Here is a 14,891-nt window from a genome sequence, read left to right on the forward strand (position 1 = left end):
GCTAGCTGAGAATTTGTGCTTGGTAGTCGAGGAGTACGTGGTCGGGGATGTCGGCCCCGAATTGACTGAGGATCTTCTGGGCTAGGTCCACCCCGGTGCGGCGGGTGTCGATGAGTAGCTGTGTGGTGGTGATCGTGTGTGCGGCCGGCACTTGGTCCGACGCGATGATCAGGTCGTTGCGTATGTCGCGTTTGCGGTCGCCGGAAATGAGTTGGCGTCCGGAGACGTTGTTGAGGGCGATGTCGAACGTGATGGTGTCGCATTCCAGGGTGGTAGCCCAGCGGGCACCGAACTCGGCGATCTCCACCATGTAGAGCAGGACGTCCCAGACGGCGACTGCACCGGTCGCTCGTGGGTGCGTGGCCGCCAATTCGGGGCTTTCGGGGTGCATGTCGGTCGCCAGGGCGCGGCGGTGCAGGAACTGGCCGCTCGTGAACAGTCGCCATGCCTCTTCTTCGTGGACGCCCGGAGATGAGATGTCTTGTGCTATCCAGTTTCCGTAGCGGACGGTCGGCTCTCGCTGGTAGACCATCGGTACGGGCCATCCACGCAGTCGCACAACGTGTTCGATGAGAGCGGCCTCAAGGCGTGCGGAGCTGAGTCTTTCGCTTTCGTAGGTTCCTGGGCGGACGGCGATGTCGGTGTACGCCCGCGACCCGAAGAGCCCTCCGCGGGCGTCGGTGGTCGATCCGCTATCGGTCATCTGCGGGGGCCAGGCTTGTGATCGTTCTTGCTCGTATGCCGTTTTGTCGGTGTCTTGCTGGAGGTCATTCAGGCCTAGGGGTAGTCCCGCGGCACCGGCGCGGCGGACAAACTCGCGGACCCCTTTGCTGATGGCGATCTCCAGCAGGTCTCGCATGTCCGATGACGAGGGGACGGTCACTGACTCCGGTTTGCCCCGTGGGCGGACGTACGTGAAGCCGTTCTGCAACACGTCGGGAAAGCTCTTTTTGCACGCGTGGGACGCGGTCGAACTCGGAGACGTCGAGGATGACGAAGGTGACGCCGTTAAATAGCGTGTATTGATCCGTTAGGAATGTGACGGGTGGGTCGCTGTACCGTGCCAGTGCAGCGCTGACGTTGTCGAAGTCCGACCAATCCATGGCTTGGGTGGTAGCGAGGCCGGGCATCATCTCGCGCATGCGTTTGTCGTCGATGCCGAGGCAGACAACCCCGCCGTCGCTGAGGTTGCCCATCGCCATTGCGGCGCGAGCAATCTTTGCGACGTAGGCCTTGTCGGCGAGGTCCCCTGGACCTTTGACCTCGAACGGACGTGTCTCGTGATTCAGCGCGAGCTGCTGTTCGACGTCTTCCCTTTCGATCATGGTCTTGACAATAGGGACAGCCGCCGCGAGCCGTGGGGAAACTTAGCGTTATGCACCCCTACCGCTGCGGTTGGCACGTTGCGTGCCGGGGTGTGTCTGTTCAGGGGTGCAAGTCCCGTCGTTCACCGGCCTGGGGTTCGGCCAAAATCGAGTCATCACGGGCGCTCGACGCTGAAGTGGTGCGGACGCGTGAACACGGATCGAGCAACATCCGGACCACGCTGCGAACTCGCCACTTGACGAACTTTCGCCGAATCGCTAGAAGTTACTGCGCAACGCGCCGGCGACGGCAGCGAAGAAGAATGCAAACACGATTGACGCAACAATCACGCAGATGCGGAATACAACCCCGGCAATGACTCCCGTTGCGCGCAGAGGAGCAAAACGCCAACCAGTCTCAGACTTTCCGGCACGCCACAGCGCTAATACGACGATCAAGCCGATCGCAACAAGTCCGATCACGATCGTTCACCTCCTACCTCAATCCGGATTCACATCAAGCCAACGACATGATCACTTGGCCGCGACTATGTGCAGTGCGAGTGCGTTCCCGTCGCGTCCTCGAATCACCAGTGTGTCGCGCCGAGTTCAGAACCTTCGATGCGTGTGGACGTGAAGCCTGCCGCTCTGCTCCGCTTGTTTGTCAGGCGATGCTGCGTTCGCCATCTCCGTCCGCCCCTGCGTCTTTATCTGTCGAAGGCTCTGCAGACGCAGTTGATGCGGAATCCCCCGGGCTCTCGAAACTCTCCTCCGTGCTAGTCGTGCCAGCCGCGTCATTCTCTGCAGCCGCACCGATATCGGGCCTGGCGGTCGCGCGTGCCACCATCGTCGATTTGACCAACCGCGTCGCTTCGGGCACTGAAAGATCTACCAAGGCCGCGATACTGGCGTATGTTTCACCACGTTTCTTGAGCGCGGCCAGTGCTCTTGCGCGTCTCTCGTACGCCGCATCAAGTTTGGTTTCCGCGTCCCGCCGCAACCTCTCGATCCTCGAGGTCACATCGTCGTTGATTTTTTGTTCGTCGCGAGTGGCATCGAAATATGAAATCAAATCCTGCTCCTGATTCTTCAAACGCAACTGTGCGTCCGACAATCGCTGCGCATTCGCCCGCCGAGCCCGTTCTCGAGCGCTGACCGGTCCACCGTTCGAAGGAGTCATACGAGACAGGCTACCGCCGACATGCCGGCCGGCGAAAGAGTGTCTCGTACCCACGCGCGCCCTGATTCGTCTGTCCTGCTGCAGCTTTCGTCCCCCAAGGTCCATGCACGTTCTGATTCGTCCGAAATGCAGATACTATCGACTTCGAATTTCTTGTAACCGTTTGCGAAATGACCAACTAAACTCCACACACCTCTTGCACTATTAGTGTCCATGGGCGGAATCTGCGTACTATCGCGACCGTGCCGCGCGATTCAGAAGCAGAATGCGAGCGAGATCGGTCCGTGAGATCTCGTCGCACACCAGCTCGTCGGCGGCGGTGCCCGCGATGATGACCGTCCACGCGCTGCACGCCGGCGACGGCTACACCTACCTCACCCGCGAAGTCGCCAGCGCCGATATTCGCCTCGAACGCGGCCAAGACCTCACCGACTACTACGCCGCCGAAGGCACCGAACCGGGCATCTGGGGAGGGCGAGCCTCGGCCGAGCTAGGGGTGACCGGGCACGTCCGCGAGGACCAGATGAAGGCACTGTTCGGTGAAGGCCTGCACCCCGAAGCCCAGGCGCTGATCGAGGCCGCCGTCCTCGACGGTACGAAGGTAAACGCGGCGATCGACAGCGTGCGGCTCGGCCGCAAGTTCGCGAGCTTCCGCAACGAAGTTCCGCTGATGAAACGCATCCGCGCCGAGATCGACAACGACCGCGCCGCCGGCGGAAAACCGCTCACCGCCGAGCAGTGCCAGCAGATCCGCTACCGCATCGGAGCCGACGAATTCCACCGCGAAGTCGGCCGATCACCGGCCAGCGAAGCCGAACTCGTCCGCTACATCGCCTCGCAGCAACGCCGCGAACGCCAACCCGTCGCCGGCTACGACTGCGTGTTCACTCCACAGAAATCGGTGTCCGTTCTCTGGGGGCTGGGCGACGACGACACCCGCGTCGCGATCGAGCGCGCACACAGCGCAGCGGTGAGCGATGCCATCGGCTGGGTCGAGGACAACGCCTCCTACACCCGCGTCGGCAAAGCCGGTGTCGGACAGATCGAATCGACCGGCCTGATGTACACCCGATTCGATCACCGCGACAACCGAAACGGTGACCCGAACCTGCACACCCACGTCGCGATCTCCACCAAAGTGCAAGGCGTCGACGGCAAATGGCGCAGCCTCGACGGCCGCGTCCTGCACAAGCTCGCCGTCGCCGCATCCGAGCGCTACAACACCCTCATCGAGGAGTACGTCACCCGTGAGCTCGGCACCGTGTTCGCCGACCGACCCGGCACCGGAATCAACAAACGCGCCGTCCGCGAAATCGAGGGCATCCCCACCGCACTGCTCAGCGAGTTCTCCCGCCGCGACGCCATCGAGTCACGGCTGGAAAAGCTCGTCTCGGACTTCCGCAAGACCCACGGCAAAGACCCCTCGACCGCGATGCAGATGCGCCTCGCCGACCAAGCGACCCTGGAAACCCGCAACGAGAAAGCACCCCCGAAATCGCTCGGTGCGCAGCGCGCGGAATGGCGCGAACGCGCGCTCGACGTCGTCGGCCGCCGCGCCCTGAACTCAGCCTTGAAGACGAGCATCGGGAACACGATCACCGTCACCGATGCCGCCGCGCTCGATCACCGCGAGGTCGCCCGCACCGCCGTCGCGCGCATCGCGCAGCAACGCTCGAGCTGGAACCGCTGGCACATCCAAGCCGAAGTCCAACGACAACTACGGCCGCTGGTGTTCGCCACAGCGGCCGAGCGCGACGCGGTCGCCGAGAAGGTCACAGAAGCCGCGCTCGGCGCAGAGTCCATCCGGTTGACCTGGCAGGTCGACGCGACACCCAAGGCGCTGCGGCGCAGCGACGGTGCGTCGATCCTGACCGTGCACGGCAACGAGACCTACACCAGCGCAGCGATCTTCGCCGCCGAACAACGCCTCGTCGGTGCCGCCCACACCCCGACCGCGGTGATGGCACCCGGCCACGCCTACACCGCCGCCCTGGCCGCGCACACCCAACGCAAAGGCTGGGACCTCGGCGCGGACAAGAAAGCACTCGTCGAGCACTTCCTGTTTTCCGGTGCCCTCCTGGCCGCCGGTGTCGGTCCGGCCGGCACCGGCAAGACCACCGCCATGCGCGTCGTTGTCGACGCCTGGCGCAGCACCGGATACGACGTGATCGCCCTCGGACCGTCCGCAAAAGCCGCCGATGTCCTGGGCACCGAGCTGGGTGTCACCGGCCGCACCATCGACGACGTCCTCACCCGATACGAGAACGAACTCGACACCGGCATCACCCCGGGCGCGATGATTCTCGTCGACGAAGCAGGCATGGCCTCCACACACAATCTGGACCGGCTGACCTACATCGCCGCCGAGCACGGCGCAGTGGTCCGCCTGCTCGGCGACCCGCAGCAGCTCGCCGCCGTCGATACGGGCGGTGCACTGCGCCTGGTCGCCCGATCGAGCGCGGCACCGGAGTTGGTCGACGTCCACCGTTTCCGCGACAAGGAAGAGGCCGAGATCTCCTTGCGGCTGCGCGACGGCGACACCTCCGTCGCCGCCTGGTACGCCGCGAAAGACCGCGTCCAGTACGGCATGGCCGACGACCTCGCCGAGAAAGTCCTCACTGCCTGGGCGGAGACCTCGGAGACCGAGACGACGTCGCTGATGATCGCCAACAGCAACCACGCCGTCCGCGACCTCAACGACCGGGCCCGCACCGATCGACTCGCCAAGGGACTGGTCAAGAGAGGCGGCAACGACCTGTCCGACGGACTGCGCGCCAGCGCAGGAGATCTCATCGTCACCCGCCACAACGACACGAGCCTGCGAGTCACCGGTACCCGGGGCGAACGAGTCTGCAACGGCGACCTGTGGACGGTCAAGACTGCGCACCGCGACGGATCGCTGACCGTGCGCCACCTCGAACACGGCGGGCGCATCCGGTTGCCGGCCGACTACGTCAAGGAGTATTGCGAGCTCGGTTACGCCGCCACCATCCACCGGTCACAAGGGATGACCGTCGACCAGGTGCACGTCCTCGTCGACGACACCATGAACCGCCAAGCCCTCTACGTCGCCCTCACGCGCGGCCGCGAGAAAAGCCAGCTGTACGTGCCCATCGACCGGATCGTCGACCCGCACCTGATCCACGTGCACCCGGACAAGAAGATCGCCGACGAAGTCGTGCGGACCATCATCGGCCGCGACGGCTCGGACGTCTCGGCGACCGAACAGCAACGCGACGCCGCCGTCGCACACCGCAAGCTCGACTACAACGTCGGCGGATACGAGTACGCGGGCGAGCTCATCGATGCGCACCGTATCGAAGCGATCGTGCGCGAGCAGATGGGTCCGTCGCTGGCGAACACGATGATCGCCGAAGCCGAATGGGACACCTTCGTCCACCAGTACCGCCGCGCCGAGCAGCTCGGCCTCGACGCTGCCCCCACCCTCGCCGCCGCCCGCTCGCAACGGGAACTCGCCAGCGCCGACTCCGTCTCCGCCGTGATGCACTGTCGACTCGAAAAGTACATCGAGAACGGCGCGGACGAGATGCACGCCTGGGCACAGAACATCGAACCGACACTGCGCACCCAGTTCGGTGAGCACGCTGAAACCATCCTCGCCGACGACGGGGCATGGCCCGACCTCGCCGCCCACCTGCGCAATGCCGAACGCGCCGGCAAAGACCCCCACGCCGCGATCGTCGAACTGCGCCGCGGTGTCACCGACCCCGACCCGAGCGCAGCGGATCTGCTCGACGACGCCGAACGACGCTGGCCCCTCGGCCGAGAAGCACGCGACCACGGTGCCCCGAGCTGGGTCCTGCCGCCGATGCAGGACCGCGAAGGAATCGACCCCGAACTCGTCGCCTGGACCCGCCGCCGATACACCGAGATCGCCGAACGCACCCGCGAGCTCGGACAGCACGCCGTCGACGAACAACCCGCCTGGACCCGCCACCTCGGCGAAGTTCCCGACTCCGGCGGTGCCCGACTGCGCTGGCAGATCACCGCCGGCCAAGTCGGGGCCTACCGAGAACAATTCGGCATCGACACCGACCGCACCCTCATCGGAGACCGACCCGCACACGGGGAAGCGGCCCGCGCGTGGGATCAGGTCAACGCCCGCATCAAGACAGTCACCGCACCCGCGTCGGTGCCCGCACACGCAGGCCCCGGACAGCAGTCGACACCAGCACCGCAACCTGCGACGCCCGATCCGATCGTCGACACGGACCGCGCGAGGCGAGAAGCCGCAGAGCAACGCGCGGCAGAACAACGCCGCCTCGCCGAACAACGCAAGGCGGAACGCCGCGAACAACTGCGCCAACAACAGGCCCGCCGATCCGGGCCGACCCGCGGACCACGCGTCTGAGGCCGACCGTCGGAACCTTCGGTTCCTCCGATCAACTGCCGCGGTCCCGATCGGGGTGACTTGAGCGTGCCGACCCGTCAACGAAAAGACGCTGCCCCGCAGAAGCGGGGCAGCGTCGAAGTGTTCGCGCTGAGCTGTAGGAGTTCAGCTCGAGGATTCTTTGCGGGCCTTTTCGTCGCCGTCGCCTTCGTCTTCTTCGTCGAGGAGGTGGTAATCGAGGGCCTCTTGTGCCACGGCGGGTGCGATGGTGATTCCGCTGCCGCCGAGACCGTTTATGTGTACTACGTCGAGTCCATGGGTCAGATCGTAGGTCAGTCGCTCGACGATGACTCGTGCCGCACGGGGGCGTATCCCGAACGCGTAGGTCCCGGGTTCGTAATTCTTCGGGAGGGCTGGGGCAAGGACGGGCATCTGGTCGAGAATCCGTTCTCGGATATCTCGCATGGCATCGCGGGCATAGCCCGGTGCTCGACGGAGATCGATCTGTCCTTCGCGGAGTGCAATCCAGTCGGACTCTTCGGTCAGAAGCGTTCCGGTTGTGCCACCGAACAGCGCGTGACGGCATTCTCGGTGCGGAATCATGTACGCGAGTCGGGCTTCGGAATCCTCGTCCATGATGACGAAGCGCTTGTGGATCTCACTCAGGTCATCGTATGAGCCGCGGAGCAACACTCCGAGGTCGCCATAGGGAATGTCACGGTTGAGCAGAAACCGAGCCCTTGCCCCTGCGGCGATGCAGACCGTCGTGGCACCGAAGTCGGCTGCGAGCTCCGTAACGTCGAAGATGCTGTGCACGGTCCGCCGCAATACTCGAACCGAGGCGTGGGCGGCGATGTAGGCGCGGAGGCGAGGCATCAAAGCACACATCGAGAGCACGCCCCCCTCGTCGAGGTGTGCGCCAAGCGAGTAGGCCGGCAAGCCGTAGTCCGATGGGTCGATGATCGTCGCCCGTCCAGGGTGACCAGGAGGGACGTATACCTGCTCTTCCTGGGATACGAACAAGGTCTGTAGCGGGTCCCTGTAGTGGGATAGTCCTGCGTCGTCGAGGAACTCGGTATCATGGAACGACTGTGTGGCGCGGTCGGGGTTCTTCGTGTCGCTGCTCAAGAAGGGCATCAAGAACCCTCCGCTGAGATCCGACGCGACGTCGAGACCGTCGTGGACGACGAGAATCTCGAGGGGGTAGCGGTGGAGGCGTTGATCCGCGAGGACCTTGCAGGTGAAAACGGCGGACATGTAGCCGAAGCCGACGACCACGAGCTTCCCGGAAGCCCTCACCTTCTCGATCGTCGTTGCTGGCTGGGACCATTGCTTGTCGGGCTGAGAGTTGAGGGCCATCGGGGGAGGTCCTTTCGTGATCTCGCTCCTGCAGCGGGTGGGCCGCGTACCGGTTCCAAGACGGTTTTGGGCCGGAAAGCGAGGATGCAGACCAGGTTACCTGTTGGTAGGCCAACTGTGCACTACTTCGTACTACAAAATTTTTCCAGATGAGCGCTTTGCAGCCGTTGTCTACCACGGTCTGCCCTACTTTGCACTACTCTTCGGTTACCGGCTCCCGGCTGCGGGGCCGGCTGAAGAAGTTCCTTCGCCATCTCTCTGGAAAGAGGAAAAATGTCCAAAACGGATTCGCGCATTATCACGCATGCACGTAAGGCATCGCTCGTACACCTGTCGGTCAGCTTCCTGCCTGCGGTTGCCAACTTCGTCGGCATCGTCGCCAAGAAGCGGGGAAAGACAGGATCTGCTGTTGTCGCGCTGGCGGTTGGAAACCTGGTCGACGAGGTGTCGAACGAGGTGACGGCCAAGCGGCTGGGCACTTACTCGCATAAGCTCCCCGCCGTTCTCGACAGTAATGATGCTGCTGGCTCGGCCGACCAGAACGCGCCGGCGATTCGCAGGAGCGGGCCGGTGCCTCGATACACGAAACGGATGAGTGCGTACGTGTCCCTCGAGGTCTCGCATCGTCTCGACGAGTTGGAGGACATCACGGGTCTGAGCCGGGCCGAGCTCGTTCGAACTGCGGTGGACAAGTACCTCTTCGAGGAGATCGTCACCCATCTGGGGACGGTCAACATCAAGGCGAAGATGTCCGCAACGGGTGGTGTCTAACGGATGAGAACCAGTCCGATGAAGGTAGCTAGACCTTATCGGACCGGATAATCGGTCGTCTTGGCCCGGCAACAGTCAGTGTTGCCGGGCCAAGTCGTTTAAAGAGAAGAATGTTTTTGCAAATTGGCGATGAACTTCTCCGTTCTATGTAAAAACAAATACAGCGCTCAGCCCGAGCGCGCCGATAGCGACCGTTTGGAGAATGTAAGCAGTGAACAAGAACCTGTGTTTGGTCGTACTACCGGACCTGAGACTTTCGATGGTGTCGATATTGGTTTTGGCGACGCAGTTTCGGGCGTCAACCTCATCGTCCATCCATCTGGTGGTGATCATGTCCCGCAGTGTCGAGGCAGGTGCGACGTCGTAACTCCAGCTCATGCCCGCTAAGACGCCGGATGCGGCGCACAGTAGGAGGAAGACCAGAGCCGCCATCATGCAGTACAGTTCCGCGCCCGACAGCTTAAAGTCTTTGCCCAGAACCAATGCGTACACAACCAATGTCAACGACACCAGTCCTACTGCACTGGTTATAACGGTGGCGGCACGAGAATTGAAGTTATCTCTCCGCTGGTACTCAGCGTCCAGCGCCGCCTGAATGTGATTGGCGTACTCGACGCCCTGAACTTCCGGGACGCTCATTTCTCGAATCGAGTTATCTCATCGGGTTCGTGATTTTTGTATATTCCCTCTTTTTTCACCCAGCCCGTATCTGGTGGTTCTTTCTTTGTGGTGTTTTGGTCTGCCTTGTCGGTCTTCGCCTTGTCGGTCTGGTCCGCAGATTCTGTACTACTCATCTTCTTACTCCTCACGCTGTGTTGAGTGCGATGTAGTCGACGGTATGCCTATCCGATCCCACGCCACGGCATATCGTCCAGATCTGGCGTCGCGATCAGAATGTTCGCGTCGATGCCGAACACGGGCTGAGCTCATCGGGCCGGGTTCGGTCGTCCACGTGCGTGAAACCGGCACAGCTTCCGTTGACTGAGTAGAAGCCGGACACCGACCACACGCCAGGGCGGGGTGGACGTGCGATCGGTGGCCGGGTTCGCGGACCCTCAACCTGCGGCTACGAGTGCTGTTTCCGGGCGGGATGTACGGCAGCGCAACCAAGGTTGATTTGCGGGCCCGCAGCTCTGGGGTATTGCAGTCAGGCGGAGGGAACCCAGGCACCCACGCGGGCGTTGAAGGTCCATTCGATGCCCTCGAAGCTCACGTGGCTGTCGGGGTCGGCGGGGTCGAGCGGTTCGGCGAGGCCGGAGTCGATGGCCATGTCCATGTCGTCGGTGGGGATGGTGCGCACTTCCTCGGCCGCGGTGACGTCGACGACCGGTGGCGGCGTGGCCGGCGCTGGTTCGGGGCGGGCGTCGACGTCGGCGTCGACGAACTCCTCGATCCCGGCGAGCGTGGCCGGCGGCAACGGCTGGTGCGCACACCGATCATGGGTGCAACTGTCGAAGTCCGAGATGTCCCGGATACGCGCCATGAGCGGCCGGAACCACTGGGTGTGCCAGGCGGTGAGGTCATCCCGGTACTCGTCCCCGCGGTAGGCATCGGTCCACGCCGCCATCAGGGCGCTCAATTCCTCGACAACGGGATCGTGGCGGTACCAGCACGGCGGAATCTTGGTGCCGAGCTCGTAGCGCTCCCGCAACCACGTGGTCCAGTCGATCAGCTCCGACCACAGGGCCCGAGCCTGCTCGGCGTCGAGATACCGCCAGGTGAACCGCGACGGCACCAGCTCTTCCTGCTCGCCGCCTGGTGCGGTCACGACAGCGTCGTCCCGTCACTGACCTTGTCGAGCACCACCGCGCCGGACCGGAGCTCGGCACGAGGCGCGGTGCCCGATGCCACGATCTCGTCGAACACCTTTTGCGAGCGCAGTACGGCGGCACGTGATTCCTTCTCGTCCCACACCGTCGGTAGATGCACCAGGATCGGCGGCGCGGTCCGGTAGATCAACAGGCCTTGATCGGGGTCCATCTGGCGGATCTGCGCCGGCGACATCACCGGTACCTCCCGCAGCGTCGGGCCGGACTGGGGGTTCCCGGAGGGCTGCCACTCGTATCGGTCGCCGAGCATCTTCGAGATGGCCTGCAGCTCGTCGCCTTTGAGGCCGGGCAGGATCAGGCGCGCGGGGGAGTTGTCGGCGAACATCTTGCCCGCGACCGCGCCCCAGCGGAGCTTGTTCTGCTCTTCGTTGTGGGCGTAGGCGTGGATGGTGATGCCCCGGCCGCCCGAGTCCGACATCAGATCCGGCAGGCCCGGAATCGGGGCGACGTTGTTGACTTCGTCGAGCTCGAACCGGATCGGGGGATCGAACCGGCCACCGGGCAGGCTCTGCGAATGCCGATCGGCGAGGTAATGCACTTCGCTGGCCAGAGCCGCAATGAACGGTGCCGCAGAATTGTCCTTGCCCTTCGACACCAGATACAGCGTGTCCGCGCCGGATCGAATGAACTCGTCGATGTCGAACGACTCGCGCATCGGCACATCGACCGCCTTGAGCAGTGCGGGGGAGGCGAGCGGGGCAAGAAGTCGGCTGGCCGCGCCGATCATGTCGTCGGAGGAATCCGATCCGGAGTCGAGGATCTGTCCGAGCTCGGCTTCCCAACCGGGCATCGTCCGCATCAGGATCTCGCGTGGTTCGCGGCCTTTACGCGAGTTCACCCACACGCGCAGCGTGGCCAGATCCGCACCACTGATCGCGGCCGCGTGCAGGTAGCAGCGCAGCAGCACCATTGCCTTGTCCTCCCAGTAGCCGCCGTTCTTGGTGTCTCCCATCGGCATTGCCGACACCAAGCTCTGCGCGCGTCGGATCGCCACGTCCGGATCCTGGCAACCGGAGAGGATCGACCAACGGATCGGGTCGGGCCATCCGGTGATGTTGTCCGGATCGAAGATCGACACCCGCCCGCGCGCGGCGCGGTGCTCGTATGTCGCCGAGATCAGATCCACTTTCGTCGACGTCACCAGCAGTGCACCGGGTGCGTCCATGCAGCGCCGATACGCCACACGCCAGGTCTTACCCGACCCGGTGACACCCTCGACGAGCATGCAGTCGTTCTGCTTGATGTAGACGACCCTGTCGGGGTCGACCATGTTGCGGCCCAACGCGATCGCGACCTCACTCGCATCCAGCTTCGAGGCCCGCGTGCCCTTCAACGACGAACGCGTGGCGACGGCAGCGGTGCGGACACTCTTGTCGTCGATACCCGCCCGGGCGAGTTCACGTCGGCCGGCGAAACCACGTTGCGCCTGACCGCGGTGGTGCTGCCAGTCGTCGATCTCGGAGCTGATCCATAGGGCCACAGCGGTATACAGCGCACCGAGCACCAGAATGCTCACCCAGGTCACCCACGCCGGGCCCGGCTGCGCGGTGGCCGGCCACGCGGCCGCGGGGTCCGACGGGTTGGTGACCAACCCACGGAAGATCGAGAACAGCTCACCGAGGCTGGTGGGCATCGCGATCACCTTGCCCGAGACCAGCGAGGAGACCATGCCGCCGCCGGCGACAGCGAACACCAGACCCACGATCAGAGCGGCACCGACCCATACCTCGGACGGAAAGAACGGCTCGCTGGGCCTACGGGGAGGGGATTGCATCGCACTCATCGAACTGTCCTGTCGTCAGTGGAAGGGACACGGCGGGAATAGCTTTCGAGCACGTGCAGCTCGGCGGCGAGACCGACAGCGCAGTCCGCGTCGCCCACCGGGTCGAGGGCGGCGAGGTTGGCTCGTAGCTGGGTGATCCGGATGTACCGGGCCACCGCGGCGGCGTCGGCCACGGAGATCGGGGCGGGATGGGTGATCTCGTACCGCCCCTGTTCGGGGAGGTAGGTCACGGTGGCCGGGCTGCGTCGACCACTGCTCTCGGTGATCGAGCGGGCGAGGTCGTGCGCGAGCCGGTGCGCGAGGTCCGGTGGCCACTGTCCGAGCAGCAGTGTCGAGTTCGGCAGCGGGTCGGGTCGGGTCGAGAGCACACGCACGTCGACGCCGGCTTCCACCCCGACGCTGCCCTGCCACTGGATCGGCAGGGCGATCTCGTCGACGGCGGCACGCAGGTAGCCCGGTGCCGGTATCCGCATCGGATCTCCGCCGAGATCGAGTGACGACGCAGTCCGCGCTTTCCGGACGCCGGCGCTGTAGATCGCGATGGCGGCGAGGGCGCAGGCGATCTCGCCGGCGGTGCCGGACACACAGACCTCGTCGTGTCCGTCGGCAGTGATGGTGACGGTGATGGCGGAGCGACCGACGTCGAGGGACGCGGCGTGGGTGACGGCGAATCGTGCTGCGGTGCAGGGGGACGCGAACCTGCCCTCGCTGCTCGAGCGGGTGTCGTCGTACCCGATCGGGGCGGGAGAGCTCACGCGCACGTCGATGGTGCGGGAACGCCGGGCCGCTGACGGCGATGGCGGTGAGGTGCTCATGCGGGCGTGACTCCTTTGACAGCGGCATCGGTGTCGGTGAGGACGATCTCCTGCGGGGAGCGGACGTGTTCCATCAGGATCGGATCGGACGAGCCGATCTTGACCAGGCATTCGCCCTGCCCCAGACCCATGATGATGTCGATGGACCCGGGCGGCAGGTGATACATCTCCGCGGTCTCGCGGGCGTCGTCGTAGCGTTCCTGCGCGAACAGGAACACGATTCCCGCTTCCTGCATGAGCGCCCGGGCGGGGGAATCGTGGGACATGTCGGATGGGTGATGGAAGGCCGAAACGGTCGACAGGCCCAGTCCGCGAGAGAGTTTCATGTTCGACCGGAACACCGTGCCGGTCGATCCTTCGGCGACGTGCCAGCCTTCCTCGACGATGAGAATGGTCTGCTTGGACACCGACGAGCGGGCCGCGAGCAGGTTCGCCAACCAGGTGTTGATCACGGTCATCACCACCCGCAGCGCCGGCCCTTCGGTCGGCAGCGCGGAGACGTCGAAGTGTGCGAAGGGGTGCTCGAGCGCCTCCCGGACCTCCGGGGAGGTTTCTGCGTCGACGAGGCCCTTGAGGTCTCGGTCGACCAGACGCAGCAGGGCCAGGCCCGGCTCGTAGCCCCATTCGAGCGAGCGCTCGGACCAGCGGTCGCCGAAGTACGTTCCGTCGTCGGTGGATGGCTCGACGAGGCGGCGCGCGAGATCCTCGAGCACCGGTGCGCGACGGGACGCGGCGGCGTCGGCGTTGACCAGCTCCAACGCTCGGCCGACGGCACTCTTCTCCGGTGTGGTCAGCGGGCGTTCCATCGTGTCGGCGAGGACGGCGAGCACGAGGGCTTCCTGACCGGCCGGGGTGACACCGTCCAGGCCCCCGGCGTGTTCACCGCCGGTGGTGATCGCCGGATCGAGCAGGTTCAGTCGCGCCCCGCCGCCACCGGTTTTGAACCGGACCGATTCGACCCCGAGGGTGCGGGCGAAGATGGAGTACTCGCCCTCGCTGCCCTGACGTTTCTTGTCGATGACCACCACCTGGCGGCCGAAGATGATCTGCCGCCACAAGAACGCGGTCTTGATCATCGAGGACTTGCCCTTGCCGATGTCCCCGACGACGCAGACGTTGATGTTGGAGATGTCGGTGCCGTAGAGCTCGAACGGATCGGTGATCACCAGATCCTGGGAGATCCGGTTCAGGCCCGTCACCGCTCCCTGGTGGCGGGCACTGCGGCGACTGATGGCCAGGTTCAGCGCTTCGGACTGCCTGGTCGTACTCCACGCACCTTCGGAGCGGGGTTCGTACCAGCCGTAGCGGTCGAGGAGCGCGAACCGCCGAGGTGGCTTACGGCGGGCAATCCGCTTCGGGATTGCCTGCGCGGCCTCAAGGACGGCACCGCCGTCTCCGAGCCGTTCGCGATCGCCGCCGAGCAACCGCGGGCGTACCGGTTGCTCGGTCGCGGCCGGTCGGGTGGACGGGCGACGGGTGGTGTGTTGCGGCATCGAGAA

General features: G+C 64.5%; 13 protein-coding genes. 2 read left to right on the forward strand and 11 right to left on the reverse strand.

Features of this window, described 5'->3' with window-relative positions:
• Position 1 precedes the first annotated feature (1 nt).
• The 4 genes from QM588_RS22275 to QM588_RS22290 all read right to left on the reverse strand — a co-directional run bounded on the left by QM588_RS22275 (position 2) and on the right by QM588_RS22290 (position 2,484).
• Complete coding sequence (locus tag QM588_RS22275) at positions 2–703, reverse strand: hypothetical protein (protein WP_283316617.1); 702 nt, start codon at positions 701–703, stop codon at positions 2–4.
• A gap of 64 nt (positions 704–767) precedes the next feature.
• Complete coding sequence (locus tag QM588_RS22280; protein ID WP_283316620.1) at positions 768–1,325, reverse strand: hypothetical protein; 558 nt, start codon at positions 1,323–1,325, stop codon at positions 768–770.
• Between the two features lie 258 nt (positions 1,326–1,583).
• Positions 1,584–1,787 (reverse strand): hypothetical protein, encoded by a 204-nt coding sequence (locus tag QM588_RS22285; RefSeq protein ID WP_283316623.1) that lies wholly within the window; start codon positions 1,785–1,787, stop codon positions 1,584–1,586.
• A gap of 181 nt (positions 1,788–1,968) precedes the next feature.
• On the reverse strand, positions 1,969–2,484 hold the full coding sequence (locus QM588_RS22290; RefSeq protein WP_283316624.1) for a hypothetical protein: 516 nt from the start codon (positions 2,482–2,484) through the stop codon (positions 1,969–1,971).
• 265 nt (positions 2,485–2,749) lie between these two features.
• On the opposite strand from QM588_RS22290, the gene mobF reads away from it, so the two are divergent.
• Positions 2,750–6,856, forward strand: a complete 4,107-nt coding sequence (gene mobF / locus QM588_RS22295; RefSeq protein WP_283316626.1) for a MobF family relaxase — start codon at positions 2,750–2,752, stop codon at positions 6,854–6,856.
• A gap of 144 nt (positions 6,857–7,000) precedes the next feature.
• Here mobF and QM588_RS22300 read toward each other — a convergent pair whose 3' ends face one another.
• Positions 7,001–8,194: an FAD-dependent oxidoreductase gene (locus QM588_RS22300; RefSeq protein ID WP_283316627.1), complete on the reverse strand. Its 1,194-nt coding sequence runs from the start codon at positions 8,192–8,194 to the stop codon at positions 7,001–7,003.
• Positions 8,195–8,467: 273 nt separating this feature from the next.
• Here QM588_RS22300 and QM588_RS22305 point away from each other — a divergent pair, with 273 nt between their 5' ends.
• Positions 8,468–8,965, forward strand: coding sequence for a ribbon-helix-helix domain-containing protein (locus QM588_RS22305; RefSeq protein WP_283316628.1), 498 nt, complete (start codon positions 8,468–8,470; stop codon positions 8,963–8,965).
• 144 nt (positions 8,966–9,109) lie between these two features.
• Here the strand turns inward: QM588_RS22305 and QM588_RS22310 are convergent, their stop codons facing one another.
• From QM588_RS22310 to QM588_RS22335, 6 genes are all read right to left on the reverse strand, one after another.
• On the reverse strand, positions 9,110–9,604 hold the full coding sequence (locus QM588_RS22310; RefSeq protein WP_283316629.1) for a hypothetical protein: 495 nt from the start codon (positions 9,602–9,604) through the stop codon (positions 9,110–9,112).
• Positions 9,601–9,759 carry a hypothetical protein gene (locus QM588_RS22315; RefSeq protein WP_283316632.1) on the reverse strand — a complete coding sequence of 53 codons (159 nt, stop codon included), beginning with the start codon at positions 9,757–9,759 and terminating at the stop codon, positions 9,601–9,603. Before QM588_RS22315 ends, QM588_RS22310 begins: the two co-directional genes overlap by 4 nt.
• A 353-nt stretch (positions 9,760–10,112) precedes the next feature.
• On the reverse strand, positions 10,113–10,733 hold the full coding sequence (locus tag QM588_RS22320; protein WP_283316633.1) for a DUF4913 domain-containing protein: 621 nt from the start codon (positions 10,731–10,733) through the stop codon (positions 10,113–10,115).
• Positions 10,730–12,577: a type IV secretory system conjugative DNA transfer family protein gene (locus QM588_RS22325; protein ID WP_283316635.1), complete on the reverse strand. Its 1,848-nt coding sequence runs from the start codon at positions 12,575–12,577 to the stop codon at positions 10,730–10,732. The genes QM588_RS22320 and QM588_RS22325 overlap by 4 nt, the downstream gene beginning before the upstream one ends.
• Entirely contained in the window at positions 12,574–13,392 is an 819-nt protein-coding gene (locus QM588_RS22330) for a methyltransferase (RefSeq protein WP_283316636.1), read from the reverse strand. Before QM588_RS22330 ends, QM588_RS22325 begins: the two co-directional genes overlap by 4 nt.
• Complete coding sequence (locus QM588_RS22335) at positions 13,389–14,885, reverse strand: ATP/GTP-binding protein (protein WP_283316638.1); 1,497 nt, start codon at positions 14,883–14,885, stop codon at positions 13,389–13,391. Before QM588_RS22335 ends, QM588_RS22330 begins: the two co-directional genes overlap by 4 nt.
• Positions 14,886–14,891 lie beyond the last annotated feature (6 nt).

This window comes from Rhodococcus sp. IEGM 1354 (assembly GCF_030056855.1).
Taxonomy (GTDB): domain Bacteria; phylum Actinomycetota; class Actinomycetes; order Mycobacteriales; family Mycobacteriaceae; genus Rhodococcoides.

Bases quoted from the DNA above. Each gene is read 5' to 3' on its own strand.
- QM588_RS22310 (WP_283316629.1), bottom strand. From the start codon at position 9,604: ATGAGCGTCCCGGAAGTTCAGGGCGTCGAGTACGCCAATCACATTCAG.
- QM588_RS22300 (WP_283316627.1), bottom strand. From the start codon at position 8,194: ATGGCCCTCAACTCTCAGCCCGACAAGCAATGGTCCCAGCCAGCAACG.
- QM588_RS22290 (WP_283316624.1), bottom strand. From the start codon at position 2,484: ATGACTCCTTCGAACGGTGGACCGGTCAGCGCTCGAGAACGGGCTCGG.
- QM588_RS22315 (WP_283316632.1), bottom strand. From the start codon at position 9,759: ATGAGTAGTACAGAATCTGCGGACCAGACCGACAAGGCGAAGACCGAC.
- QM588_RS22325 (WP_283316635.1), bottom strand. From the start codon at position 12,577: ATGAGTGCGATGCAATCCCCTCCCCGTAGGCCCAGCGAGCCGTTCTTT.
- QM588_RS22275 (WP_283316617.1), bottom strand. From the start codon at position 703: ATGACCGATAGCGGATCGACCACCGACGCCCGCGGAGGGCTCTTCGGG.
- mobF (WP_283316626.1), top strand. From the start codon at position 2,750: ATGCGAGCGAGATCGGTCCGTGAGATCTCGTCGCACACCAGCTCGTCG.
- QM588_RS22335 (WP_283316638.1), bottom strand. From the start codon at position 14,885: ATGCCGCAACACACCACCCGTCGCCCGTCCACCCGACCGGCCGCGACC.
- QM588_RS22280 (WP_283316620.1), bottom strand. From the start codon at position 1,325: ATGATCGAAAGGGAAGACGTCGAACAGCAGCTCGCGCTGAATCACGAG.
- QM588_RS22305 (WP_283316628.1), top strand. From the start codon at position 8,468: ATGTCCAAAACGGATTCGCGCATTATCACGCATGCACGTAAGGCATCG.
- QM588_RS22330 (WP_283316636.1), bottom strand. From the start codon at position 13,392: ATGAGCACCTCACCGCCATCGCCGTCAGCGGCCCGGCGTTCCCGCACC.